The 26,077-nt window shown below is 70.3% G+C and carries 22 protein-coding genes; 15 read left to right on the top strand and 7 right to left on the bottom strand.

Annotated features, from left to right (window positions below; genetic code table 11):
• Positions 1–76 precede the first annotated feature (76 nt).
• Together STRTU_RS31840 and STRTU_RS31835 are read right to left on the bottom strand one after the other, a co-directional pair.
• Positions 77–511 carry a VOC family protein gene (locus STRTU_RS31840; RefSeq protein WP_159748553.1) on the bottom strand — a complete coding sequence of 145 codons (435 nt, stop codon included), beginning with the start codon at positions 509–511 and terminating at the stop codon, positions 77–79.
• Positions 512–582: 71 nt separating this feature from the next.
• Positions 583–939, bottom strand: a complete 357-nt coding sequence (locus STRTU_RS31835; RefSeq protein WP_159748552.1) for a hypothetical protein — start codon at positions 937–939, stop codon at positions 583–585.
• A gap of 345 nt (positions 940–1,284) precedes the next feature.
• On the opposite strand from STRTU_RS31835, the gene STRTU_RS31830 reads away from it, so the two are divergent.
• The 8 genes from STRTU_RS31830 (at position 1,285) to STRTU_RS31795 (ending at position 13,957) form a co-directional block, all read left to right on the top strand.
• Positions 1,285–5,292 carry a Pls/PosA family non-ribosomal peptide synthetase gene (locus tag STRTU_RS31830; protein WP_159748551.1) on the top strand — a complete coding sequence of 1,336 codons (4,008 nt, stop codon included), beginning with the start codon at positions 1,285–1,287 and terminating at the stop codon, positions 5,290–5,292.
• An 88-nt stretch (positions 5,293–5,380) separates the two neighbouring features.
• Positions 5,381–6,838 carry a M1 family metallopeptidase gene (locus STRTU_RS31825; protein ID WP_159748550.1) on the top strand — a complete coding sequence of 486 codons (1,458 nt, stop codon included), beginning with the start codon at positions 5,381–5,383 and terminating at the stop codon, positions 6,836–6,838.
• A gap of 178 nt (positions 6,839–7,016) precedes the next feature.
• Positions 7,017–7,586 carry a 2Fe-2S iron-sulfur cluster-binding protein gene (locus tag STRTU_RS31820; RefSeq protein WP_159748549.1) on the top strand — a complete coding sequence of 190 codons (570 nt, stop codon included), beginning with the start codon at positions 7,017–7,019 and terminating at the stop codon, positions 7,584–7,586.
• A complete protein-coding gene (locus STRTU_RS31815; RefSeq protein ID WP_159748548.1) occupies positions 7,583–8,581 on the top strand; it encodes an FAD binding domain-containing protein in 999 nt (332 codons plus the stop codon). The genes STRTU_RS31820 and STRTU_RS31815 overlap by 4 nt, the downstream gene beginning before the upstream one ends.
• Complete coding sequence (locus STRTU_RS31810) at positions 8,578–10,806, top strand: xanthine dehydrogenase family protein molybdopterin-binding subunit (protein WP_159748547.1); 2,229 nt, start codon at positions 8,578–8,580, stop codon at positions 10,804–10,806. The genes STRTU_RS31815 and STRTU_RS31810 overlap by 4 nt, the downstream gene beginning before the upstream one ends.
• A 196-nt stretch (positions 10,807–11,002) precedes the next feature.
• A complete protein-coding gene (locus STRTU_RS31805) occupies positions 11,003–11,647 on the top strand; it encodes a TetR/AcrR family transcriptional regulator (RefSeq protein ID WP_159748546.1) in 645 nt (214 codons plus the stop codon).
• Positions 11,644–12,396, top strand: a complete 753-nt coding sequence (locus STRTU_RS31800; protein WP_159748545.1) for a VC0807 family protein — start codon at positions 11,644–11,646, stop codon at positions 12,394–12,396. Before STRTU_RS31805 ends, STRTU_RS31800 begins: the two co-directional genes overlap by 4 nt.
• Positions 12,397–12,403: 7 nt before the next feature.
• Positions 12,404–13,957, top strand: a complete 1,554-nt coding sequence (locus STRTU_RS31795; protein WP_159748544.1) for an FAD-dependent monooxygenase — start codon at positions 12,404–12,406, stop codon at positions 13,955–13,957.
• A 246-nt stretch (positions 13,958–14,203) separates the two neighbouring features.
• On the opposite strand, the gene STRTU_RS31790 is transcribed toward STRTU_RS31795, so the two are convergent.
• Entirely contained in the window at positions 14,204–14,617 is a 414-nt protein-coding gene (locus tag STRTU_RS31790) for a VOC family protein (protein ID WP_159748543.1), read from the bottom strand.
• Positions 14,618–14,963: 346 nt separating this feature from the next.
• Between STRTU_RS31790 and STRTU_RS31785 the strand changes: the two genes are divergently transcribed.
• Positions 14,964–15,623, top strand: a complete 660-nt coding sequence (locus STRTU_RS31785; protein ID WP_269777411.1) for a LysE family translocator — start codon at positions 14,964–14,966, stop codon at positions 15,621–15,623.
• Positions 15,624–15,659: 36 nt separating this feature from the next.
• Here STRTU_RS31785 and STRTU_RS31780 read toward each other — a convergent pair whose 3' ends face one another.
• Positions 15,660–16,538 carry an RNA polymerase sigma factor SigF gene (locus STRTU_RS31780; protein WP_159748542.1) on the bottom strand — a complete coding sequence of 293 codons (879 nt, stop codon included), beginning with the start codon at positions 16,536–16,538 and terminating at the stop codon, positions 15,660–15,662.
• Between the two features lie 178 nt (positions 16,539–16,716).
• Here STRTU_RS31780 and STRTU_RS31775 point away from each other — a divergent pair, with 178 nt between their 5' ends.
• Together STRTU_RS31775 and STRTU_RS31770 are read left to right on the top strand one after the other, a co-directional pair.
• Positions 16,717–17,523 carry a class I SAM-dependent methyltransferase gene (locus tag STRTU_RS31775; protein ID WP_159748541.1) on the top strand — a complete coding sequence of 269 codons (807 nt, stop codon included), beginning with the start codon at positions 16,717–16,719 and terminating at the stop codon, positions 17,521–17,523.
• Positions 17,524–17,745: 222 nt separating this feature from the next.
• Positions 17,746–19,230: an FG-GAP-like repeat-containing protein gene (locus STRTU_RS31770; RefSeq protein WP_159748540.1), complete on the top strand. Its 1,485-nt coding sequence runs from the start codon at positions 17,746–17,748 to the stop codon at positions 19,228–19,230.
• Here STRTU_RS31770 and STRTU_RS31765 read toward each other — a convergent pair.
• Complete coding sequence (locus STRTU_RS31765; protein ID WP_159748539.1) at positions 19,204–20,493, bottom strand: MFS transporter; 1,290 nt, start codon at positions 20,491–20,493, stop codon at positions 19,204–19,206. The two genes, STRTU_RS31770 and STRTU_RS31765, sit on opposite strands and share 27 nt — an antisense overlap.
• Before the next feature lie 72 nt (positions 20,494–20,565).
• On the opposite strand from STRTU_RS31765, the gene STRTU_RS31760 reads away from it, so the two are divergent.
• The gene (locus STRTU_RS31760; RefSeq protein ID WP_159748538.1) at positions 20,566–21,324 is read left to right on the top strand and encodes a DeoR/GlpR family DNA-binding transcription regulator; all 759 of its coding nucleotides are present in this window, start codon (positions 20,566–20,568) and stop codon (positions 21,322–21,324) included.
• Positions 21,325–21,341: 17 nt separating this feature from the next.
• On the opposite strand, the gene STRTU_RS31755 is transcribed toward STRTU_RS31760, so the two are convergent.
• Positions 21,342–22,784, bottom strand: coding sequence for a DHA2 family efflux MFS transporter permease subunit (locus tag STRTU_RS31755; protein WP_218039346.1), 1,443 nt, complete (start codon positions 22,782–22,784; stop codon positions 21,342–21,344).
• A 144-nt stretch (positions 22,785–22,928) separates the two neighbouring features.
• Between STRTU_RS31755 and STRTU_RS31750 the strand changes: the two genes are divergently transcribed.
• Together STRTU_RS31750 and STRTU_RS31745 are read left to right on the top strand one after the other, a co-directional pair.
• On the top strand, positions 22,929–23,516 hold the full coding sequence (locus STRTU_RS31750; protein ID WP_159748537.1) for a TetR/AcrR family transcriptional regulator: 588 nt from the start codon (positions 22,929–22,931) through the stop codon (positions 23,514–23,516).
• A gap of 95 nt (positions 23,517–23,611) precedes the next feature.
• Entirely contained in the window at positions 23,612–24,109 is a 498-nt protein-coding gene (locus STRTU_RS31745; protein ID WP_159748536.1) for a GNAT family N-acetyltransferase, read from the top strand.
• 200 nt (positions 24,110–24,309) lie between these two features.
• On the opposite strand, the gene STRTU_RS31735 is transcribed toward STRTU_RS31745, so the two are convergent.
• Entirely contained in the window at positions 24,310–24,912 is a 603-nt protein-coding gene (locus tag STRTU_RS31735; protein ID WP_159748535.1) for a TetR/AcrR family transcriptional regulator, read from the bottom strand.
• A gap of 72 nt (positions 24,913–24,984) precedes the next feature.
• Here STRTU_RS31735 and STRTU_RS31730 point away from each other — a divergent pair, with 72 nt between their 5' ends.
• Positions 24,985–25,806 carry a class I SAM-dependent methyltransferase gene (locus STRTU_RS31730; protein WP_159748534.1) on the top strand — a complete coding sequence of 274 codons (822 nt, stop codon included), beginning with the start codon at positions 24,985–24,987 and terminating at the stop codon, positions 25,804–25,806.
• Positions 25,807–26,077 lie beyond the last annotated feature (271 nt).

The raw sequence follows: 26,077 nt of genomic DNA, 5'->3' as shown, positions 1-26,077 counted from the left end.
GGACCGCATCTCCGGCGGGCGGGTGCCACGGGCACCAGGAGGGCGACGGCGGGGCGGCCTCGCCCTCAGACGATGCTCAGTCGATACAGAACTCGTTGCCCTCGATGTCCAGCATCGGGATGCACGACTCATTGTCGTCATCGGCAAGCAGCGTTTGCACGTGTACCGCGCCGAGCGGGACCAGTCGTGCGCACTCGGCCTCAAGTGCGGCGAGGCGCTCTTTGCCCACGAGTCCGGTGCCGACCCGCACGTCAAGATGGACCCGGTTCTTGGCGGTCTTCCCTTCGGGGACGCGCTGGAAGTACAGGCGCGGGCCCACACCTGAGGGATCACTGCAGGCGAACCACGAATCCCGCTCCTCAGGTGGCTGCGATTCCTTGAAATCGTCCCACGTGGCAAACCCCTCCGGTGGCGGCGGTACGACGTACCCCAGCACCTCGCACCAAAAACGAGCCAGGCGCTCAGGCTCCGCGCAGTCGAAGGTGACCTGGAACTTCTTGATCGATGACATCGGCGCACCATAGCAGGGGGACTCTGTTGCTCATCTCCCGCTAGGCATAGGCATGTTGAGCGGGGATGCCCCTAGGACAACACCGCCTCGCCCACCTCGCCCCCGTACACCGCCTCGCCGGGCGCCGCTTCGCCGGAGAGCAGGGTGATCGTGGCGTGCAGGCTGTCGGCTTCGCCGTCGTAGGTGCAGGTGAGGAGGCCGGCTTCGGCGAGCCGGAGCAGAGCCGCGGTGAGGAGGTGCGGGGTGGTGCTCAGGGCGGCGGCGGCCGGTTGCAGGGGCAGGTTGATGATGCGCGCGGCCGAGCGTCCTGGTAGAGGAGCGGCGGTGGCAAGGTCCGCCAGGAGCGCGACCATCGGCTCCCCCTTGAGGACTGCGCGGGCTCGGGCGAACCAGGGGGCCAGCCAGTCGTCGGCCAACGGCATCAACATGTCGAGTCCTTTCCAAGGGGGGCTATGAGCAGCGTGTGGCGGCATCTGGGGGCATGCAAACGAGTAGCGGCCGAATGGGTTGTCTTTGCCGTTTGGTGGCAGGGCAGCGTGCTGTTGGGCGTTCGCGACTGAGATGCGGACTGGTGCGCGGACTGATAGGCGGCCTGGCGTGAGTGACCGCTGCGCTGACTTTCGTCCGATAGTTCGTGTAAGTGAAGTCTAGGTTAATATTGGGCAGTTCGTACTGCTGGGATGTCGGTCGGGATGACCGGCACCGGCGCACCTCGGGGTTCACCAGGGCCGGACCACGGCCGCGGAAGGGGGGATCGAGGGGACGAGGAACGCATGGTTGAGGTGGCGCAGAGTTGTCTGCTGCGGGATCAGGGGCCTGAACGGGACCAGGGGCCCCAGGGCGACGGTGCGGATGGTCCGCTCGCGGTGTTCGCCGGGCGGCCGGCCCCCGTGGCGCGGACGCTCGTGGACGTGCTGGAGGCCACCGTCCTGGCCCATCCGCAGGAGCCGGCGCTGGACGACGGCCGGTCCAGGCTCAGCTACCGGGAGCTGGCCGACGAGGCGGAGAGCCTGCGCAGGCGGCTGGCCGCGGGCGGGATCGGGGTGGGCGACCGCGTGGGGGTGCGGGTGCCGTCCGGCACCAATGACCTGTACGTCTGCATCCTGGCGGTGCTCATGGCGGGCGCCGCGTATGTGCCGGTGGACGCCGAGGACCCGGAGGAGCGCGCGGAGCTGGTGTTCGCCGAGGCGGCGGTGTGCGCCGTCCTGGGCGCCGGGCGCCGGCTGACCATGACGGGCGGTCCGACCGCCACCTCAGATCCGGCCGCCATCTCAGATCCGGCCGCCATCTCAGATCCCGCCACCGCCACAGCCCCCATCGGCCCCGCCGACCCCACCCACCCTCAGGCCCCACCACGCCCGGACGACGACGCCTGGGTCATCTTCACCTCTGGTTCCACCGGCCGGCCCAAGGGCGTCGCCGTCACGCACCGTAATGCGGCGGCCTTTGTCGATGCCGAGGCGGCGCTCTTCCTGCAGGAGGAACCGATCGGGCCGGGCGATCGGGTGATGGCCGGTCTCTCGGTCGCGTTTGACGCCTCGTGCGAGGAGATGTGGCTCGCCTGGCGGTACGGCGCCTGTCTGGTCCCGGTACCGCGTTCTCAGGTCCGTGGTGGCGCCGCGCTCGGCCCCTGGCTCGTGGAGCAGGAGATCACGGTGGTGTCCACGGTGCCCACGCTCGCCGCGCTGTGGCCGGCCGAGGCCCTCAACGACGTCCGGCTGCTGATCTTCGGGGGTGAAGCGTGTCCGCCGGAGCTGGTGGAGCGGCTGGTGACCGAGGGGCGGGAGGTGTGGAACACCTACGGGCCGACCGAGGCGACCGTGGTGACCTGTGCGTCGCTGCTCACAGGCGAAGGGCCGGTGCGGATCGGACTTCCCCTGGACGGCTGGCAGTTGGCTGTGGTGGACGAGGCGCAGCTGCCGGTCGCCCTGGGCGGCAGCGGCCAGTTGGTCATCGGCGGGACCGGACTGGCGCGCTACCTGGACCCCAGTTTGGACGCCGAGAAGTTCGCGCCGCTGGAGTCTCTGGGGTGGGACCGCGCCTATCGCAGCGGTGACCTCGTACGGGCCGAGCCGGAGGGGCTGGTCTTCCTGGGGCGCGGCGACGAGCAGATCAAGCTCGGCGGGCGGCGGATCGAACTCGGCGAGGTGGACGCGGCGTTGCAGACACTTCCGGGCGTCACCGGTGCCGCGGCCGCCGTGCGGACGACCGGGAACGGCCATCAGGTGCTGGTCGGCTATGTGGTGGCCGGGGAGGGCTGGAGCCGGGCGGCGGCCGTCGAGCGGCTGCGCGCGGAGCTGCCCGCCGCCCTGGTGCCACTGCTCGCCCGCGTTGAGACGCTGCCCACCCGGACCTCCGGCAAGGTGGACCGGGACCGGCTGCCCTGGCCGCTGCCCAAGACGGCAGGTCCGGGCCTCGGCGCCGCGGGCGCGGCCGAGCAGCTCCACGGCACCGAGGCATGGCTTGCCAAGCAGTGGAGCGAGATCCTCGGGGTGCCGGTCGTCAGTGCCAGGGACGACTTCTTCGCGATGGGCGGCGGCAGTCTGGCGGCCGCCAAGCTCACCACCCTGCTGCGGGACCGCTATCCGGCAGCCGCGGTCCGCAACATCTACCAGCAGCCCACCCTGCGCAAGCTGGCCCGGCTGCTGGAGCGCTCCGCGCGGAGCGACAGCGGGGCGCGGCGGATCGCCCCCGTCCCCACCCGCGCCCAGGTCGTCCAACTGCTGCTGCTGGTGCCGCTCTTCACCCTGGTCGGGCTGCGCTGGACGGTCGGGCTGCTGGCCCTGGGGAACGTCCTTTCGTGGTTCGGAAGCTATCCGTGGGCGCCCACGGCCTCCTGGTGGTGGGTGGCGGCGGGCGGTCTGCTGTGCTTCAGCCCACCGGGCAGGCTGGCGGTCGCCGCCGGTGGTGCCCGGCTGTTGCTCCGCGGGCTGCGGTCCGGCAGCTATCCGCGCGGCGGCAGCGTGCATCTGCGGCTGTGGGCCGCCGAGCGGCTCGCCGAGCTGAGCGGGGCGGTCTTCCTGTCCGGGGCGTGGCTCGTCCACTACGCCCGCGCGCTGGGCGCCCGTATCGGACCGGATGCCGATCTGCACTCCCCGCCGCCGGTCACCGGGATGCTCAAGCTGGGTCGGGGGTGTGCGGTCGAGGCGGAGGTGGACCTGTCCGGCTACTGGCTGGACGGGGACCGGCTGGAGGTCGGTCCGGTGAAGATCGGGTCCGGCGCGGTGGTCGGTACCCGCAGCACGCTCTTCCCCGGCGCCCGGGTGGGCAAGCGGGCCCGGGTCGCGCCCGGTTCCGCCGTCACCGGCCGGGTGCCGACCGGTCAGCGCTGGGGCGGCGCCCCGGCCGTCAAGCTGGGCAAGGCCGAACGCCGGTGGCCCAAGCGGCGTCCCCCGCGCCGGGCCCGGTGGGCGTTGCTGTACGGGGTGAGCAGCGCCGGACTCACCCTGTTGCAGGTGGCCGCGGGCATCGCGGCGCTGGCGGTCGCGAGCTGCTTCCTCACCCCGGGCGACAGCCTGGGCGGCGCCATATGCAGTGCGCTGATCGCGCTGGCGCCCGCCACCTTGGCCTTCGGGCTGGCGTACGCCGCGTTGCTGGTCGCCGCCGTCCGCCTGCTCAGCCTCGGCCTGCGCCCCGGGTGGCATCCGCTGCACGGCCGGATCGGCTGGCAGTCGTGGACGGTCACCCAGCTGATGGACCTTGCCCGGGAGACCCTCTTCCCGCTCTACGCCAGCCTGATCACCCCGGTCTGGCTGCGTGCGCTGGGCATGAAGGTCGGCAGGCGGGTGGAGGTGTCCACGGTGCTGGCGCTGCCCAGCCTCACCAGGGTCGGCGACCGGGCCTTCCTGGCCGATGACGCGCTGGTCGCCCCGTACGCGCTGGGCGGCGGCTGGCTGCGGATCGGCGTGGCGAAGATCGGCGAGCGGGCCTTCCTGGGGAACTCGGGGATGACCGCGTCGGGACGCGCCGTCCCCGAAGGGGGCCTGGTGGGGGTGCTGTCCGCCACACCGAAGAAGGCGAAGAAGGGCAGCTCCTATCTGGGCATGCCGCCGATCCGGCTGCCGCGCTCGGCCACCGCCGCCGACCAGAGCCGGACCTATGACCCTCCGGCCCGGCTGGTGTGGGCACGAGGACTGGTCGAGGCGTGCCGGCTGCTGCCCGTACTGGTCTCCGCGGCTCTGGGCACCCTGACCCTGGCCGCACTGGCTCTCCTGGCCACCACCGGCTCCCCCGCACTGGCGGCGCTGCTGTCCGGCCTGGTGCTGCTGGCCGCCGGTGCCGTCGCCTGTGGAGTGTCCATGGCCGCCAAATGGCTGCTGGTGGGGCGGTTCCGTGCGGTGGAGCGGCCGCTGTGGAGCCGGTTCGTGTGGCGTGCCGAGCTCGCGGACACCTTCGTCGAGATGCTGGCGGTGCCGTGGCTGGTCGGTGCGGTGCCGGGCACGCCGTTGATGAACCTCTGGCTGCGCGGTCTGGGTGCCGGCGTCGGCCGGGGCGTATGGTGCGAAAGCTACTGGCTGCCGGAGGCCGACCTGGTCACCTTGGAGGCCGCGGTGAGCGTCAACCGGGGCTGTGTGCTGCAGACCCATCTCTTTCACGACCGGATCATGCGGATGGACACCGTGATGCTGCGCGAGGGGGCGACTCTCGGCCCCGGCGGCATCGTGCTGCCCGGCAGCACCATCGGCGCCCGCAGCACCCTCGGCCCGGCGTCGCTGGTGATGGGCGCGGAGACCGTCCCGGCCGGCACCAGGTGGCTGGGCAACCCGATCGAGGCATGGTGACGGCGGCCATGCGGCACCGCGCGACGAGGCACCGTCGGCCGGTCCGCCCCAGCCGTCGGCCGGTCCGCCCCAAGGGAGCAGGAGACCGTTGAGTTCCGAGCAGGGCGCCGCTGCCGGCGCGGACCCCTACTTCCCCGCCCACGGGGACGTCCGCTATCGGGTGCAGCACTACGAACTGGCCCTGGAATACTGGCCGCTGCCCAACCGGCTGCACGCCAGCGCCCGGCTCAACGCCGTGGCAGGCTCCGAGCCGCTGCCCGAATTCGCCCTCGACCTGGCCGGATTCCGGATCGGCCGCTTGCTGGTGAACGGGCGGCGGGCGCGCTACCGGCACCGGATGGGCAAGCTGCACATCCGCCCGCCGAGGCCGCTCACCCCCGGTGAGGCGTTCACGGTCGAGGTGCGCTATACGGGCAACCCGCAGCCGACGGACAGCCAGTGGGGCGGCCTGGGCTGGGAGGAGCTGACCGACGGCGCGCTGGTCGCCAGTCAGCCGGTCGGCGCGCCGTCCTGGTACCCCTGCAACGACCGGCCGGCGGACAAGGCGTCGTACCGGATCTCGGTCACCGCCCCGTCCCCGTACACAGTGGTCGCCGGTGGCCGGCTGCTCTCCCGCACCACCCGGGCGAGCCGCACCACCTGGGTGTACGAGCAGTCGGCACCCACGTCCAGTTATCTGGTGACCGTCTCCATCGGCAAATACAGGCCCGTATCGCTCGTCCACGACCCGGCGCCGACACCCGAACCGCACCGGTCGGAGCCGGACAGCGGCCAACCGCCGGAGCCGCGGCGCGCCCGCCGGGCCGTGCCACAGACCGCCTATGTGCCCGACCGGTTGATTCCCCTGTTCGCCGAGGACTTCGCCCGGCAGCCCCTCATGATGGAGTACTTCGAGGACACCTTCGGCCGCTATCCCTTCGGGGAGTACACCGTGGTGGTCGCCGACGAGGATCTGGAGGTCCCGGTGGAGGCCCAGGGTCTGGCCACCTTCGGCGCCAACCACCTAGACGGCACACGTACCTGGGAACGCCTGGTCGCGCACGAACTGGCGCACCAGTGGTTCGGCAACAGCGTCTCGATCGGCGACTGGCGGCACATCTGGCTCAACGAGGGCTTCGCCAAGTACGCGGAGTGGCTGTGGTCCGAGCACGCGGGAGGCCCCGCGGCCGGCGCCCACGCCCTCACCGCACACCTCTTCCTGACCGACCTCCCCCAGGATCTGCGGCTGGCCGATCCTGGCCGGAACCTGATGTTCGACGACCGGCTCTACCAGCGAGGGGGGCTGGTCGTCCACGCGCTGCGCTGCACCCTGGGCGAGGACGCCTTCTTCCGCATGCTCAAGGACTGGGCCGTATGGCACCGCCATGGAACGGTGGTGACCGCCGACTTCACCGCGCACGCCCAGCAGTACGCCGCCGAACCACTCGACGGCTTCTTCGACGCCTGGCTGCGGGAGCCCGCCGTGCCACCACTGCCACACTCCGTGACTCCGGCCCCTCCCGCCCACCGGCCGATCACACCGCCCACGGACGGCGGGCGGCCTTGACCGGCCGCTGAGGGCGGGCGGTGCCGGGCCGGGGCTGGGTGTCCCCCACCCACCATCCTCGCGGTGCGACGCTCAGACATCTGAGAGACGCTGGGAGCAAAGGCGTGCCGTGCCCGGCAGCGGCGACGGCGGGGCATGGGCAGCGGGTGCCCGCGCCCAGCGAGGAAGGCGGGCTTTGATGAGCGATACGGATGTGGACGTCGCGGGACGGAGTCAGGGCGAGACGGACCGCCGTCTGCCGGTCACCCTGAGCGTCAACGGTCAGGCGCGGCAGCTCGAAGTCGATCCGCGGACCTCGCTGCTGGACGCGCTGCGCGAACATCTGCGCCTGGGCGGGACCAAGAAGGGCTGTGATCACGGGCAGTGCGGCGCCTGCACGGTGCTGGTCAACGGCCGACGCGTCAACTCCTGTCTGTCGCTCGCGGTGATGCATGAGGACGACGAGATCGTGACGATCGAGGGTCTGGGCGATCCCGAGAGCCTGCACCCCATGCAACGCGCCTTCGTCGAGCGGGACGGCTTCCAGTGCGGCTATTGCACCCCTGGCCAGATCTGTTCGGCGGTCGGCATGCTCACCGAGGTGGCGGCGGGCTGGCCCAGCCACGCCACCGCCGATGTGGCCTCGCCGAGCGTCGTGCTGACCGATGCGGAGATCCGCGAGCGGATGAGCGGCAACATCTGCCGGTGCGCCGCGTATCCGAACATCGTCGCCGCCATCCGCGACACCGCGGAGGGAGGCGCGGAATGAGGCCCTTCACCTACGAGCGGGCCATGGACGCGCAGACCGCCGTCGCCGCGGTGTCCCGGGCCGGTGCGAAGTTCATCAGCGGCGGCACCAATCTGCTCGACCTGATGAAACTCGACATCGAGCGGCCCAGCCATCTGGTCGACATCAGCCGGCTTCCGCTGCGGGACATCGAGGAACTCCCGGACGGCGGACTGCGTATCGGCGCCCAGGCGGCGAACTCCGATGTGGCCGCCGACACCCGGGTACGTACGCGCTATCCGGTGCTCTCGGAGGCACTGGTGGCCGGCGCCTCGGGCCAGTTGCGCAACAAGGCGTCCACCGGCGGGAATCTGTTGCAGCGCACCCGCTGCCCGTACTTCTACGACACCTCCGCCGGCTGCAACAAGCGGGAGCCCGGCTCCGGTTGCTCGGCGATCGGCGGGCTCAACCGGACCCACGCGATTCTCGGCGCCAGCGACTCCTGCATCGCCACGCACCCCTCGGACATGGCCGTCGCCATGACCGCGCTGGACGCGGAGGTCGAGCTGCTCGACGCCGATGAGTCGGTACGCCACGTCGCCCTCACCGACTTCTACCGGCTGCCCGGCGACACCCCGCATATCGAGACCGTACTGCGGCCCGGCGAGATGATCACGGCGGTGCGGCTGCCCCCGCCGCCTCCGGGACGCCAGCTCTACCGCAAGGTACGCGACCGGGCGTCCTACGAGTTCGCGCTGGTCTCCGTGGCGGCTGTCGTCTCGGCCGAGCAGGGGACGGTCGATACGGCACGGGTGGCGCTCGGCGGTGTGGCGCACAAGCCGTGGCGGTCCATCGAGGCGGAGGCCGCGCTGACCGGCCGTCCCGCCACGATGACCACCTTTCAGACCGCCGCGGACGCCGCGATGCGCGACGCCGTGGGGCGGGGAGACAACGACTTCAAGATCGAGCTGGCCAAGCGCACGCTGTGCCGGACGCTGGCGCAGGCGGCCCAGTCCCGAGCTGAGGAGCCGAGATGATCGGGCAAGGTTTGAACCGCGTTGACGGCCCGCGGAAGGTCACCGGCCGGGCCACCTACGCCTACGAGTACTGGGATGCCGGCCAACCGCTCTACGGTGTCATCGTCGGCGCGGCCATCGGCAAGGGCCGTATCACCCGTATCGACACCGAGAACGCCGAACAGGCGCCCGGCGTAAGGATGGTGATGACCCATCACAACGCACCGGAGCAGGGGCCGCGTGATGAGTCCATCCCCTTCGAGTACTGGCGCGCCCAGCCGGTACTGACCGGCCCGGACGTGCACTATCACGGAGAACCGGTGGCATTCGCCGTCGCCGAGACCTTCGAGCAGGCCCGCGCGGCGGCCGCCCTGGTCGAGGTGGAGTACGCCGAGGGGCGGGGGCATTTCGACTTCGCCGCGCACGAAGGTGATGCGTACGCCCCGAAGAAGGTCAATGCCGGAATCGCCACCGACACCGCGGTGGGCAGCTTCGACGCCGCATTCCATACCGCCGACGTACAGGTCGACCAGAGCTACACCACGCCGTACGAGTTCTCCATGCCGATGGAACCCCACGCGTGCCTGGTGGTTCCGCGTGGCGAGGATCTGTACGTCCACGTCAGCTGCCAGATCGTCGATGCCGCGCAGGCGTCGGTCGCCGCTACGCTCCGGACCGACCCGGCACGGATTCACATCGTCTCCCCGTACGTCGGCGGGGGCTTCGGCTCCAAGCTGGGCATCCATGCCGAAACGATCCTGGCGGCGCTCGCCGCCCGCGCCTTGCGCGAGCCGGTCAAGGTCGCCCTCACCCGGCAGCAGATGTTCCAGCTCGTCGGCATGCGCCCCACCTCAAGGCAGCGGGTCCGGCTGGGCGCGGGGCACGACGGACAGCTGACCGCCCTCGCCCACGACGTCACCGCGCACACCAACCGCGACGTCGAATTCGCCGAGCAGACCGCCGCCACGACCCGCAGCCTCTACGCCGCACCCCACCGGCTGACCAGCCACCGGCTGACTCCGCTCGACCTGCCGCGCGGGTCGGATGTCCGCGCGCCGGGCGAGGCGCCGGGCCTGCTGGCGGTGGAGTCGGCGATGGACGAGATGGCCGACGCGCTCGGGATGGACCCGGTCGAGCTGCGGCTCCGCAACGAGCCCGCCGTCGATCCCGAGCGAGATGTGCCGTACAGCGACCGCCATCTGATCGACTGCCTGCGCGAAGGCGCCCGCCGCTTCGGCTGGGAGAACCGTCCCGCCACCCCGGCGAGTGTGCGCGACGGACGCTGGCTGGTCGGCTACGGCATGTCCGCCGCCATCCGTGGGCACTTCCAGGGACCGACGGCAGTGCGCGTGCGGTGGGAAACGGACGGCACCGCCGTCGTCGAATCAGACATGACCGATATCGGCACCGGCACCTACACCGTCCTGACGCAGGTCGCAGCCGACGGCCTCGGACTGCCCCCCGACCGGGTACGGATCGAACTCGGCCGCTCCGAACACCCCACCAGCTGGGGTTCCGGCGGCTCCTGGGGCGCCGCCAACTCCTGCACCGCGGTACATCGCGCCTGCGCGACCCTGCGCGAAAGAGTGCTGACCGCGGTGCACGCCGACACCCGTTCCCCCCTGCACGGCCGGAACTCGTCCCACGCCCTCTTCTCCGACGGCCACGTCCACATCGGTGACGCCTCCGAGGCCCTGAGCGAGATCCTCACCCGCATGCCCCCCGAAGACCTGGAGGCCGAGGGCGAGACCCGCTTCATGGGTGACGACTCGAACTACGCGGACTACTCGATCAACACCTACGGCGCCCACTTCGCCGAAGTAGGAGTCGACGCGGACACCGCCGAGATCCGACTGCGCAGGATGCTGGGCGTGTTCTCGGTAGGCCAGGTACTCAACGCGAAAACGGCCCGCTCACAACTCATCGGCGGCATGATCTGGGGAGCCGGCGCAGCCCTCGAAGAAGAGGCCGTAGTCGACCTGCGCTCCGGCGCCTTCATCAACCGCGACCTCGCCCAGTACCTGGTACCGGTCCACGCCGACATCCCCGACATCGACGCCATCATCCTCGACGGCTACGACGACAAGGCCAACCCCCTCGGCGCCAAGGGCGTCGGCGAGCTGGGCATCTGCGGAGCAGGCGCCTCCGTAGCAAACGCCGTCTTCAACGCCACCGGAACCCGCATCCGCGACTTCCCCATCACCATCGAGAAGCTGCTGCCTGGATTGCCGGCGATGGAGCGGTGAGTAAGGGACTTCCCCGTTACACCGGCTCAGCGGAAGGCGTCGGCCAGCTCGGGCGGCCAGGCACGGAAGGCGCGGGGCGGGTGGCCGGTGATGCGTCGCACCGGCTCTTTGCCTCCACTGACCACAGCAGGGACAGCGTGCCGTCACGCCCCACCACCTCTTGCTCAGGCAAGCAAACCCCGCTAGCGTCTTGCTCATGCAAGCAAAAAACAGCACGGCCAAGCAGAAGGAGCGGAGGACCAAGTCGGCCTCCTTCACGGAGACGGGGCGCCGCGCGCAGATCGTCGCCGCGGCCATCGACGTCATCGCCGAAGTCGGGTACCACCGGGCCTCGTTCGCGAAAATCGCGGAGCACGCAGGGCTGAGCAGCACAGGGATGATCTCCTACCACTTCGATGGGCGGGACGACCTGATGCGTGAGGTCGTCACCGAGGTGCTGCGGCTCGGGGACGGATATCTGCGCCCCCGCATCGAGGCCCACACGCGATACGCGGACCGGCTGCGGGCGTCCATCGAAGGCAACCTCGACCTGCTCGCCGAGTACCCGAATCACCTTGCGGCGATGGTCGACATCCTCGCCAACCTCCGTGGCGGCGACCCCGGCATGGTCGCGTTCCTCGAAGCGACGGAGGCGAACCTCACCGTCCAGGTGGAGCAGCTCCGCAAGGCGCAGCGCACGGGCGAGTTCGGTGACTTCGACCCGTGGGTGATGATGCGGGCGATCCGCGCCGCCATCGACGACGTGGTGCGCCGCGCCACCCACGATCCCGATCTCGATGTGCGGGCCGTGGGCCGGGAGTTGGCGGATCTCTTCGACCGCGCCACCAGGAAGACACCATGACCACAGCGGACACGGGGGAACACACCATGGCAACGCACCAGACACCACAGACACAGACACAGACACAGACACAGACCGACACGGCCCAGACCGACACGGCCGAGGCCGCCGCGGCGCCCGACCGGCGTCGCACGGTGGCGCTGCGCCGGCGGCTCGCCGCACAGCTGCTCTTCGAACTCGTCCTCCCCCTCGGCTCCTACTACGGGCTGCGCGCCGCCGGCGTCGGCCAGTGGCTCTCGATGGTGGTCGGCGGTGTGCTGCTCCTGCCGTGGATCGCTTACGGCGTCGTGCGGCAGCGGCGCGTCGAGGCGATGGCGGTGTTCACGCTGAGCCTGGTGGTGGCAGGAACGCTGCTGTCCCTGATCACTGGCAGCCCGCGAGTGCTGATGATCAGGGACAGCTGGCTGACCGCCGCGATCGGGCTCTGGGTACTCGGCACGCTGCTGACCCGGCGCCCGTTCATCATGACGGCCTCGCGCGGCATCGTCATCGCCAAGGTCGGCGAGGCCGGACTGACCGCCTGGGAGGCGCGATGGGACGCGGAGCCGACGTTCCGTCGCCACCTGCGGCTGGTCACGGCGGTGTGGGGCGCGGTCTTCCTGCTCGACGCGGTGCTGCGGGTGGTGTTGGCGTACACGATCCCGGTGGACAGCTTCCCGCTCACCAGCACTCTGCTCTGGCTGGTACTGCTCGGCGGGCTGCTCGCGTTCCACAACTGGTACATCACCCGCCACGGTCTGAAGCTGTAGGGGAGCCGTGAACGCCGACGTCGACGTACTGATCGCGGGTGCGGGCCCGACCGGCCTGCTGCTCGCCAACGAACTGGGCCTGGCCGGGGTGCGGACGGCCGTCGCGGAACGGCTGCCCCGTCGGACGGGCCAATCCAAGGCGCTCAACTTGCAGCCCCGAACCGCCGAGGTGCTGGACTGCCGGGGCTGGCTGGAGCCGCTCCTGGACCGGTCGCTGGCCCTCCTCCCCTCCGGCCACTTCGCCGGACTGCCGCTCAACTACGGCGCCCTGGACACCGCGTTCCCGCATCAGGTCGGCATCCCGCAGGCCCGGGTAGAGGAGTTCCTGGAGGACCACCTCGCCGAGCACGGCGTACCGGTTCAGCGAGGCCGGGAACTGACGTCCTTCCAGCAGGACGCGGACGGCGTCACCGCCACCCTCCTCGGGCCCGATGGCACCGAAAGCACTGTCCAGGCCGGGTACTTGGTAGGCGCGGACGGCGGGCGCAGCACCGTGCGGCGCATCCTGGGCGTGCCCTTCCCGGGCCGGGACGGCCGGATCGGCATGGCCGTCGCCGATGTCGAACTCCGTCCGGCCGACGAGGCGCCGGGCGAGCCGGTGGAGGGGTACGAGACCCACCGCAGGGTCACTCAAGTGCCCGGCGGCGACGAGGTCTTCGCCGCCACAGAGGCCGGATCCGACGGCACCGGCGAGCCCTGGCACCTTCCCGACCTCAGCCCGGACCCCGCGGGTCTCGCCTTCCTTCTGCCACTCGGCGGCGGTGTGCACCGGCTGATCCTCGGCGGCCCCGAGCAGCAGGGCGTCGACCGCGACGCCCCGGTCACCGCGGACGAGGTCCGCACCGCACTGGTCCGATGCCCAGGCCCGCCGCGCGAACTCCGCGCCATCCGTTGGGCGTCCCGCTTCACCGACGCCTCCCGGCAGGCCGAGCGGTACGCCGACGGCAGGGTGCTACTGGCCGGCGACGCCGCCCACATCCACGCCCCCGCCGGCGGACAGGGCCTCAACCTCGGCATGCAGGACGCGTTCAACCTGGGCTGGAAGCTCGCCGCCGTGGCCCGAGGCCGGGCCCCCACCGAACTGCTGGCCACCTATCACACCGAGCGCCACCCAGTCGGCGCCCGGGTCCTGGCCAACACCCGCGCCCAGATGGCGCTAACGCTCCCCGACCCGGACGCCATGGCCGTACGCGACCTGCTCGCCGACCTGCTCACCACCCCGGAGGCCAACCACCACATCGCCGCCATGATCGCCGGCACAGACATCCGCTACCCCATGCCCGGCGCGCCGCACCACCCGCTGCTCGGCGCACGTGCACCTGGCGTCCAGCTCCCCTCCGGCCGCGCAGCCCTGCTGACCGCCGCCCCCACATCAGCGGCCGCAGCCGCGGCGAAGGATTGGGGAGACCGGGTCGACCGTCTCGGACCTCTCGGACCCGCGGCCAACGGCGACGAGGCATTGCTGGTCCGGCCGGACGGTCACGTCTGCTGGGCCGGCCGAAATGACGACGCGGACAGCCTGCGCGCCGCCCTCGCCCGTTGGTTCGGGCCGATTTCCTAGCCATAGCCCGCCTGTTCCCGCGTCAGGCCACTGCGGACATGAAAGCGGGGACCCGTCGGATGCGCCCGAGCGCCACGCGGACATGGACGTGGAGGTGGAGGTGGAGGTGGAGGTGGACAACGCGTCGGCACCCCCAGTAGGGCGCCGACGCGTCGACGCGCAGACACCCGGCTCAGGCCACGTCGGACCAGACCAGGCGAGGACAGGTCAGACCAGGACAGGCCAGGCCAGGTCAGATCGGCCCGGTCAGCCCTGCTCGCTGATGTTGACCATCCATGTGATGCCGAACTTGTCGGTGCACATGCCGAACACGTCACCCCACATCTGCTTTTCCAGGGGGACGGACACGGTGCCGTCAGCGGACAGCTTGTCCCAGTAGCCGCGCAGTTCGTCCGAGTCGTCGCCGCTCAGGCTCACGGCGAAGTTGTTCCCCGGCTTGTGTTCGGTTCCGGGCGGGTTGTCGGCGCCCATCAGGGTGAATCCGCTGGCCGTTTCGAGCTGGCTGTGCATGACCTTGTCGGCGTATCCGGGTGGTGCCTCGGAGCCGAAGTTGCCGTAGGTGTTGACGGCCAGGTCGCCGCCGAGGACCTCCTTGTAGAACTCCATGGCTTGCTTCGCTTCACCGGAGAAGCTGATGTACGGGTTGAGTTGAGTGGCCACAAAGCACCCCTTTCGTGACGAATGGTCAGCGCGGGCAGCCTACGTGCGTGAGAGGCGAAGTCGGCTGACCTGAGGGTCGCGGTCGCTCGCCTGGGCGGGTACGGGGTGTCTGGGCGGGTGGGGATCTGGCCGGGCGCCTTCCCCGCTAAGCGCTGAACCGCTGCACCGCCTCGCGTGGCTGCGACGGCGCCGGAGTAGATCGCCACCGACTGTGGCAGGTCCGCGTACTCGGCCAGCAGCGTCACGGGGAGCCGCTGACCTTCACAAGGGTCACGCAGCACAAATCCTGCCCGATATCGGGCAGGAGGGTGGTCGTCCCGGGGCTTCCGACGTAACGTGATCGCCCATGATCCCCATGGACGCGTTGTGGACGTTCTCTTTGATGGTCGGACTCCTCACCCTCACTCCCGGGCTGGACACCGCCCTCATCCTTCGCACTGCCGCGCTCGGGCACCGCCTACGCGCCTGGGGCGTGGTCCTCGGAATCCAGAGCGGCACACTGATCTGGGGCATGCTCACCTCGCTCGGTGTCACGGCACTGCTGACCGCCTCGCACCTCGCGTACGAGATCCTCCGCTGGGCCGGGGCCGCGTACCTGGTGTGGATCGGTGGCCGGATGCTCTGGGGAACCTTGCGCCGCTCGATGGACGAGGCCCCGGAGGCTCCCGGGAGCCGGGCCGAGGTCAACGTGGGTTCAGGCTCCGACGACTCCCTGCTCGGCGGCTGGCGTCAAGGGGTCACAACCAACCTTCTCAACCCGAAGATGGGCGCTTTCTACGTCGCGGTGCTCCCGCAGTTCCTGCCCGCCGACGCCTCGCACCTCGCCGGGGGCGTGCTCCTGACCGGCATACACATCCTTCTGGCCGTCATATGGGCCGGCGTACTGATCACCCTCGGGCATGTGCTCCGAGAGCGTCTGCAACGGCCCAGGGCACGCCGCTATCTCGACCGCATCACGGGTACGGTCATCGCCGCCTTCGGGATCCGGCTCGCATTCGGGGAGTGAGACCTCGGCCGACGCGCCCCCGGCAAGAGGACCAGCTCAGGCGAGCAGCCCCTCACGCAGCTTTGCGCAGACGCGGGTCAGCAGGCGCGAGACATGCATCTGGGAGAGGCCGAGTTCCTCGCCGATCTCGGACTGTGTCATCTCCGCGCCGAAGCGCAGCTGGAGGAGGGTGCGGTCGCGGTCGTCGAGCTTGGCCAGGTGCGGCTTGAGGGCCTGGATGTCTTCGGCCAGGGCCAGGGCGGGGTCCTCGGTGCCGACGAGGTCGGCGACGAGACCCGTCTGCTGCTTGCCGCCGCCACCGGCCTGGATGGGCCGGTCGATGGAGTCACTGTCGTAGCCGTTACAGGCCACCAATCCCTCCGCCACCTCCTCCTCGGGAATCCCGAGGTGCTCGGCAAGCTCCGCGACGGACGGCTCATGACTGCCCTCCGCCTCCAGCTCCTCCCGGGCACGGGCCAGGTCGATACGAAGCTCCTGCAGACGCCTCGGCACCCGCACCGACCAGGTCGTGTCCCGGAAGAACCGCTTGATCTCGCCCTGGATGTACGGGACGGCGAGAGTGGTGAACTCCACGTCACGGGAGGGGTCGTAGCGGTCGATCGCCTTGATCAGACCGATCGTCCCGACCTGCAACACATCCTCCATGGACTCCCTGCGGCTGGAGAACCGGCGGGCCACATAGCGCACCAGGGTCAGGTTCATCTCGATGAGGGTGTTGCGCACGTACTGGTACTCCTGCGTGCCCTCTTCCAGCGACTCAAGTCGCAGAAGCAGCAGCTTCGAGAGCCTCCGTGCGTCGGCGGGAGCGACATGCTGCGGGTCCGGAATCTGCGGCAGCGCCGCCGGAGCCGGGACGGCACACACCTTCGACGAGGTCTCCTGCGCCGTCCCTACCGTCGAGGTGCTGTTGCGCATGCTCTGGCTCCTTCCGGTTGCTGGCCCCCGTCACAGGGCCCCTACCCGGCATCGCAACGGGCATGTCCCGACGGAGCGGACGCGATCGCCCATCCACCAATGAGGCAAGTCACCCTCGGTCAGGGCGGGTTGGGTCAGGTCGGGACGGGACGACGCCCCTCCCTGCCAGAATCGACTCATGGCTGAACATGACACCGACCACGGTTACCTGCTGGACAACAAGCAGTCCGAGGCGGGTATCCGCTTCGGCGCTCTCGCCGAGCTGTTCGACCCGGTGACGTTCCGGCACGTCGACCAGCTCGGCATCGGTGCCGGTATGCGGTGCTGGGAGGTCGGCGCCGGCGGTCCCTCCGTACCCCTCGGGCTGGCCGAGCGCGTCGGTCCGACGGGCACGGTGCTCGCCACCGACATCGATGTGTCCTGGACCTCCCGTATTGCCGACGGCGTGATCGAGGTGCTCACCCACGACGTGGCGGCCGACCCGCCGCCGCCCGGTGGCTTCGATCTCGTACACGCCCGACTGGTCCTGGTCCACGTCACCGACCGCGCCGAGGCCCTGCGCCGGATGGTCCAGGCGCTGCGGCCCGGCGGCTGGCTGCTTCTGGAGGACGCCGACCCGACGTTGCAGCCGCTGCCGTGCCCGGACGAGTCGGGTCCCGAACAGCGCCTCGCCAACCGGATGCGGTCCGGCTTCCGCGCCCTGATGGCAGCACGCGGCGCGGACCTCGCGTACGGGCGAACCCTGCCCAGGGTGCTCCGCGAGGCCGGTCTGGACGATGTGCAGGCCGATGCGTACTTCCCGATCACCTCGCCGGCGTGCGCCGTACTGGAGGACGCGACCGTACGGCAGGTCCGCCACCATCTGACAGGACAGGGGCTTGCCACCGACGAGGAAATCGACCGTCATCTGGCAAACGTCGCCACCGGCCAACTCGACCTGGCCACCGGCCCGATGATCTCCGCATGGGGACGCCGCCGCCCGTAGCCCTGCCGGACTGTCCCACTCCCCCGGGCCTCGGCCTCGGGGCTCGGGCATGCACTGGCGAGTCGGCCGCCCCTGCAACCACGTACACCCCCTTACAACCATTGACCCCGGTGATGTGTCGTGTGTGGCGAGTGGTGCCGGTATCGACGCCGGCGAAGGACGGCCACCGCGGGCAGCGTTGCGCGGTGGGCCGCCAACTCACCTTCGGATCAAGGGGTTTCGTTGCACAGGATCGTTGCGTTATCCGCCGTGCTCACCACGGTCGCCGCCGGCACCTTTGTCTCCGGTCCGGCAGTAGCGGCGGCCGCGCCGTACCGAGGCGCCAATACGGCGACGGTGCAGGATGACTTCAATGGTGACGGCTACCGTGATCTGGCAGTGGGGGCACCTGGTGCGGCCAACGGCGCGGTGGAAGGAGCCGGTGCGGTAGTGGTGCTGTACGGGTCGGCCTCCTCGGTGGGTGCCGCCCGACGCACCGTGATTACTCAGGCGAGTGCGGGAGTGCCGGGTGAGCCGGAAGCGTCCGACGGGTTCGGCACATCGGTGGCGAGTGCGGACCTCGACCGCGACGGCTACGCGGACCTGCTGGTCGGTGCGCCCCATGAGGCCGTGGACGGCAAGGAGGCGCGCGGTTCGGTGACCGTGGTGTGGGGCGGGCCGTCCGGGCCGAAAGGCGGGGCGACAATCAGCCCCGTCGCAGAGTTCGGCAAGCTCCAGACCCTCTGTGGCTTCGGCGTGGGACTGGCTACGGGGGACATGAACGGGGACGGTGCCCCGGAGGTGACCGTGGCGTCGCGCTGTGAAGGTGCCGCCTATACAGGCCCCTTCACTCGCAGCGGGCAGGCCGCCTCGCAGTACCGGGAATGGCGCATCGGCGCACGCGGAGTGGTGATGGGCGATGTCAACGGTGACGGCCGAGCCGAGCGGTTCTGGCTGCCCGGAGCGACCGATGGCGACCGTCGCGGCCCCGTGCTCCTCGATCGCGGCCCGGTGGACCCCTCCGACCCCACAAAGGACGCGCCGCTCAAACTGCCCTACGCCGACGGTCACACCGGTCAGATCGGGGACGTGAACGGCGATGGCTACGGCGATCTGATCACCGGTATCGCCGACGACGCAACGGTTGACGGTGAGCGTGGCGCCCACAAGGGAGGCGAGATTCAGGTCCTTTACGGCAGCGCCCATGGCATCACCGCCGATCAGCAGCCCCGCATCTTCCACCAGGACACCGAGGGTATCCCGGGCGCCGGGGAATTCGAGGACCGATTCGGGCAGTCGCTGAGCATCGGTGACATCAATGCGGACGGCTATGCCGATGTCCTGGTCGGCGTGCCCGGTGAAGCGATCGGCACCCGCGCCTACGCCGGCGGTGCCGTCCTCCTGTACGGATCCGCCGCCGGCCTGACCACAAACAAATCCACCGCCTATTCCCAGGACACCCCCGGCATCTCCGACAGCGCCGAAACCGACGACGGATTCGGCAGCGCCGTCCATCTCGCCGACCTCACCAAAGACGGCAAGGCGGAAGCCGTCGTGGGCACTCCCTCCGAGAACACCGACGGCTGCACCTGGCTCGCCCGCGGCACCCAAACCGGCCCCGCCGTCAACGGTTCGACCACCCTCTGCGGCAAGGAAACCGGCCTCACCCTGCGCGGCCCCCACGCCCTCTTCGGCGCCGCCCTACCCAGCGTCTACATCACGTTCTGACATACGTCCCATGCCAGGACGTCCCATGCCAGGACGTTCCATGCCAGGACGTTCCAGCAAGGGGCCTCGTAGAACGCCGCTGCCTTCCACTGCCTTCCACCGGAGGATGCCGGCCGTGGCAGCGGCGACGATGCAGAACGCCACGGGCAGGAAGAACGTGAGGTGGAGCGGCATGACCTCGGTCAGGGGGCCGATGACCGTGGGCCCGGCGAGCATGCCGAGGTAGCCGAGGCCCGCGACGCGGGAGACGTTGGCCCCGGCGGCGGCCGGGTCGGCGTGGCCTGCGGCGCTGAAGAGTTGGGGGACGCAACCGGAGAGTCCGGCGCCGAACAGTGTCCAGCCGGTCAGGGCCATGGGGATCGAGGAGGAGAGCGAAGCCGCAGTGAGACCGAGTGCGGCGGCGGATGCCCCGTAGCGGAGAACGGCGACGGAGCCGAAGCGCGCGGCCACCCGGTCGGCGAGCAGACGGCCGATGGTCATGGCGGTGGAGAAGGCCCCGTAGGCGAGGGCGGCGGTGGCGGGCGGCGCTCCCAGGGCGTGACGCAGGTGAAGCGTGCTCCAGTCATTGGCCACGCCTTCGCACAGCATGATCATCAATGCGAGGGTTGCAAGTCCCCAGATACGCCGGGGAGTTCCGTGTCGCGCCTTCCCGACGGCAGCAACGGGGGCATCTGGGTCCTCAGGGGCACCAGCCGTATGAGCACCCTGGAGCGGCAGCAGCGCGGGGGCCGCCACCGCTGCCACGGCCACGCCCAGCAGTGCCACCGCACCGAGGGTCGCTGCCGCGCTCCACCCCCAGCTGAGCATCCGGGCGCCGACCAACGCGGCAAGGACGCCGCCGATGGAGAAAGCGGCATGGAACGCGGACATGACGGGCCGCTGGTAGCCGCGCTCGACCTGCACGGCATGGGCGTTCATGCTGACATCCAGACAGCCGTTGCCGAGACCGAGCACCAGTAGCGCCGCCCCCAGCGTCCAGCCGCTCGTGGCCCATCCCGGCAGGACCACGGCCGCACTGCACAGGGCTGCGCTGAGCGGTACGACGGTGCGGGTGCCGAAGCGGTCGGTCAGGGGGCCGACGATCTGCATACCGGCGAAGGCTCCCGCACCGAGCAGCAGCAGGAGCCAGCCAAGCACGGCATGGCCGATCCCTACGCGATGCTCGATACCGGGGATATGGACGATCCACATCCCCATCAGGAAGCCGTTCAGGACGAAGTAGGCGAAGGTGGCCAGTCGACCGACCCGCAGTGATCTCTCCACGCTTCGAACATAGCGAACAACTTCCACTTTCGAAAGATTGCATTTCGAACACCATGGATGTTCAATCTGAGCATGGCTGGCACAGATCGACTCAGGCAGATCACAGAAGCAGTGCGCGAGGCAGGAAGCCTCGGCGTCGCGGAGCTCGCCGGGCTCACCGGCGCCTCCGAGATGACCATCCGCCGCGACCTGGAGCTCCTGGCTTCCCAGGGGGTACTTGAGCGCTACCGAGGAGGCGCACGCAGCCTGCTGCTGCGCGGCGAGGAACCACCCTTCGCCCTGCGGGCCCAGGAGGGACTGGAGGCCAAGCGGCGCATCGCCGCCGAGGCCGCCCGGCTGGTCGCCGACGGAGAGTCCGTAGTACTCGACAGCGGCACCACCTGCCTGGAGGTGGCCCGGCAACTGACAGACCGCCGGCTGACCGTACTGCCGCTCTCCCTCCACGCGGTGAATGCCCTCACAGACGCGCCACAGCTGACGCTCCTGGTACCCGGCGGCCGACCCCGCCCCGGCGAACTGGCACTGACCGGCCCCCTCACCCAGGCCTCCCTGGCCGCCCTCCGTTTCGACACCGCGATCATCGGCTGCTGCGGCCTGAATGCGGCGAACGGCCTGACCGCCTACGACTTGGACGATGCCGCCGTCAAACGCGCCGCGATCACCTCTTCCCGCCGCGTGATCGCCGTCGCGGAGGCCGCCAAGCTCTCCCGTACCGCCCTCGCGTTCGTCACCCCCGCCCCTGACCTGCACGCCGTCATCACCGAGGAGTCCGCACCGGACGACGAGACCGAGCAACTGACGGCGGCGGGCGTGACCGTACGGAAGGTATGACGACGCGGGAACCCCCGTCACACCCCCGAGGAACTCATACGCTCACCCCCCGACGGCATCCACACCACCGCCGCCACAGAGGCAAGCAGGCTCAGCCCCGCCGACACCGCGAAGGCGAGTGCATAGCCAGGAGCGCCACCGCGGGATTCGGCGAGGGTGGTGAGTACGGCGATGCCGAGTGCCGTGGCCACCTGGCGGGTCGTGTTGAGCAGGCCCGAGGCGAGCCCCGTCATGGAGGGGGCGACGCCGCCGGTGGCCGCCACGGTGATGGGCGTGAACGCCACACCGGCGCCGAGCCCGAACAGCGACGCGGGGAGCGCGATATCCGTCAGGAAGGCGCTGTGGGCGCCGATGCCCGACAGCCAGAGAAAGCCGGCGGCGGAGACGGCCGTTCCCGCCGCAGCGGTACGGCGAGTGCCCCAGCGCGGGGTGAGGCGGCCCGCCAGCTGAGCGCCGATCATCACGGCGAAGGCGGACGGCAGGAAGCCGAGCCCCGCACGGGTGGGGCTGTAGTGGAGCACCTGTTGCAGATAGAGCGCGAGCAGCACGGGACTGGCGAGGTAGGCGACCCCCATTCCGAAGACGACGGCGTTGGCGCTGCTGACCGAGCGGTGGGCGAAGATGCTCAAGGGGACGAGGGGCTCGCGGGCCCACCGGGCTTGGTGGACGAGGAAGAGCGCCAGCAGCACCACGGCACCGGCCAGGCTGCCGAACGCCACACCGCGTGCGCCCGCGGCGCGCACCGTCACCACCCCGTATACGAGCGCGGCGAGCCCGGCCGTCACCAGGAGCGCCCCGACGACGTCAATGGGACGACGCTCTTGTCCCGGTTCCGCGGCGGCCGTCCGGCGGGGCAGAACCAGCCACCCGGCCACTGCGACGGCCAGGCCGATGGGGACCTTCACCCAGAACACCCAGCGCCAGCCCAGCGCGTCGGTGAGCACCCCGCCGAGCACGGTTCCGGCCGCGGCACCGACCGCACCGACCATGCTCCACAGACCGAGTGCCCGGGCACGCCGTACGGGATCGCCGTACGCCTGGTGCACGACGGTCAGCGTGGCCGGCATCAACAGCGCGCCGCCGACGCCCTGCACAGCGCGGGCGGTCACCAACTGCGCCGGGCCGGCGGCGAGTCCGGACCACAGATTGGCGAGGGTGAAGATCGCAAGCCCCGTCACCAGCACCAGCCGGGTGCCGGAGAGGTCGGCCAATCGGCCGCCCAGTAACAGGAATCCGGCGAAGGTCAGGGTGTAGGCATTCACCACCCACCCCAGCCCCGCGCCGCCGAAGCCGAGTTCGGAGCCGACGGCGGGCAGCGCGACCGAGACGATCGTGGCGTCGAGGATGACCAGGAACATCGCTCCGCACGCGAGCAGCAGGAGCAGCCCAGGCGCCGCGGCGGCCTCCGTGGCGCACCCGGTCGTCCCGCTCCGGGTTTCCCTGTCCCTTTCCGTACGCACAAACACAGCACTCCTCCAAGCGGCATGGAAACCAGCGACCAGCACAGTAAGTTAGGTGAGCCTAACCCAATAGAGACCATTGGTCACCACCTCAGAACGCCCGTCGCTGACGGAAGCCGCCGAAGGCTCGGTAAGGTCCGGAGCATGACTGGTCCTGGGAAACGGCCCGGCCCGCCCGCGCGGCTGAGCAGAGAGTCCATCGCGGCGGCCGCGCTCGCCTCCGGCGATCTGGAGTCGCTGTCCATGCGGGAGTTGGCGACCCGGCTCGGCGTCTCACACTCCGCCCTCTACCGCTGGGTTCCGGGGCGGGAGGGCGTCATCGACCTGATCAGCGAGACGCTGATCGAACGCATCGTCCCCACCGACCAACCGACACCGGACAATTGGCGGGCATGGCTGGGCCGCCTGTCCTGGGCCGCACACGACGAGTTCCTGGCCACCCCCGGCTACGCCACCCGCATCTCCCGCCCCCATCGGCACACTCGGGGCTTCACCAAGATGCGGGACGCCGTCCTCACCGCATTCCGCGTGGGCGGCGCGGACGACGAGATGGCCGAACAGAGCTGGTACGTCTTCGGCACCACACTCGTCACCTGGCTCGGCGCACAGGAACAACAACTCCTCGGCGACGCCCCACTCCGCTTCGACCTCTTCCTGGACAGCCTGCTACGCGGCCTGCCCACCCGAGAGACACCGGAATTCGGCACCCGGCCACGCTCCACTACCCCGTAGGCGGTGTCGCCGAAGCCCGGTGACCGTCCCGTCCGCCGTGCACCCGCGCCGCCTCAGATCCCGCTGCGCGCCGACCAGTTGTAGCCTCAGCCCTTATGAGCTGGCTGCCTGACGACTTCGTCCACCCCGTCTACGTCCCCGTACCCGGCACCGCGCTGCACCTGCGCCCCATCCGGGAGGCGGACACCGCGCTCGACTACCCCGCCGTGATGGGCTCCCGAGAACGCTTGTGGGAGATCTTCGGGCCGGCCTGGGCTTGGCCCAAGGAGACGATGACCTATGAAGAGGACCGCATCGACCTGCTGCGGCACGAGAAGGAGATAGCGGCCCACCAGTCGTTCAACTACGCGCTGCTGAACGAGGAGGAGACCGCGATCCTCGGCTGCGTCTACGTCGACCCACCCGAGCGCACCGGCTCCGACGGCGAGATCTCCTGGTGGGTGGTGGACGACCTCGCCGGCAGCGAGGTGGAGCACGCCCTCGACACACTGGTCCCGCAGTGGATCGCCGCCGACTGGCCCTTCCAGCAGCCCCGTTACCTGGGGCGCGACATCAGTTGGGAGGACTGGCTCACGCTGCCACGCGCCTCGTGAGAGGTCCGGGGCGGTGCCTGGAGCGCGCCACGTCCCGGCACCGGCGCGTCACGTCCCAGCACCAAAAGGCGGAGTATGTCCGCCGCCACTTCAAGCCCTCCCCTGCGGCGATCGCCGGGCTCACCAGCCTGCTCGCGCCCGGCGACAGCCGACGCTGAGGACTCCTTTCGGCGCGGACCGTTGCGGGCTGCAAGTCAGGTTCAGCGTGGCCGCCGTTGCACGACGTCGGCGAGCACCGTGGACACCAGCTTGTGAACGGTTGCCGTGGTAGGTGGGTTGCGGTCGCGGTCTGCGAACAGGAGATGACCACCGCCGACCAACGAGAGGCTGAGTGAGTCGATGTCGGCGTCGGCCGAGATGCGGCCCATTGCGCGCTCGTCGGCCAGGTAAGCGGAGACCGCGGTCGAGACCTGGGCGAGGATCGCGATGCCGCCTCCGGGCCTGGCTTGCCGCAGCCGCGCGCGCAACTCGTCCCGGAAAGTGATGAGCGGAATGATCGCCACGGGAACCGGTCCGAACAGGGTGGTCAGCGCGCCGGTGAGGTCATCGGCCACGGTGCCGGTGCCGACGGTCTCGCGCAGCGCATGCGCTTGCGTTTCGAGCTGCGCGGCCCGGTCGAGCACGAGCTCGGTGAGGAAAGCGTCGAAGTCGGCGAAGTGCCGGTGCAGGACGCCTTTGGCGCAGGCCGCCTCGTCGGTGACAGCCCGGCTGGTCAGCCCGTTCGGGCCATCGCGCAGCAGCACGCGTTCGGCGGCGTCGAACAGCTGCTGCCGCGCGTCGCGAAGGTGTACCCCGGTCGGCACTTACAGATCCTCTCGTGCGCCAGGCTCCTGGCATCCGTTGGCATATGGGCGCTTGCCCACTAAAGTGAACGCATGCCCACTCTACCGCGAGAGCAACCAGGGCCGGCGCAACCGCATCAGGCCCGACAGATGGCCGAGTCTTTCGGCACGGATGCGCACCGCTACAACCAGGCACGGCCGGGCTACCCCGATGGCCTGGTGGCGCGTATCGTCGCCGGAAGCCCGGGGCCTGACGTGCTCGACGTCGGCTGCGGCACGGGCATCGCGGCCCGTCAATTCCAGGCCGCCGGTTGCACCGTGCTCGGTGTAGAGCCGGATGCGCGGATGGCCGAGTTCGCGCAAGCCCGCGGCCTACAGGTCGAGGTGGCCCCCTTCGAAGCCTGGGAGCCGGCCGGCCGAGCGTTCGACGCATTGATCGCCGCCCAGTCGTGGCACTGGGTGGACCCGGCCGCCGGCGCCGTGAAGGCGGCCCAAGCGCTGCGTCCGCACGGGCGCCTGGCGATCTTCGGGCACGTCTTCGAACCGCCTGCCGAGGTGGCCGAGCCGTTCGCGGCCGCCTACCGCCGGGTGGCGCCCGACTCCCCGTTCAGCAATCAGCCGGCGCGACGCCCACTGGACACGTACCAAGCGGGGTACGCGAAGATCGCCGACAAGCTCCGCGAGACCGAGCAGTTCAACGAACCGGAACAGTGGCGATTCGACTGGGAGCAGTCCTACACACGCGACCAATGGCTGAACCTGCTCCCCACCACCGGCGGCCTCACCCGCCTTCGTCACGACCAACTGGCCGAGATACTGACCGCGGTCGGCCATGCCATCGACGCCCTGGGCGGCCGCTTCACGATGCACTACACCACTCTGGCGACCAGCGCCGTACGCGCCGACACCCCTTGATCCCCTGCGGCACGGCGGCGGGCCCGCGCACGTCACTCACCCTCGGACAGGCCCGGATCACGCAGCGGGCACAGGCCACCGGGCCATGGACCGAGTTTTGAACAGTACGAGGGCGTTGGGGCCCCAGCCCAGGGCGGAGATCTGACCCTCCATGCCGTCCTGATAGCGCTGGGGCATGTTCGTCCGCGTCCGCTGCCCCACCCGTCCACCCGCCCGCCCCTGTCTACTACGTACGTCCAACTCACACCCACCCCCAAGTACTCACCAAGAG

Origin of the sequence: Streptomyces tubercidicus (genome assembly GCF_027497495.1) — a bacterium.
Lineage (GTDB): Bacteria > Actinomycetota > Actinomycetes > Streptomycetales > Streptomycetaceae > Streptomyces > Streptomyces tubercidicus.
This window is presented reverse-complemented; position numbering and strand designations above follow the sequence as displayed.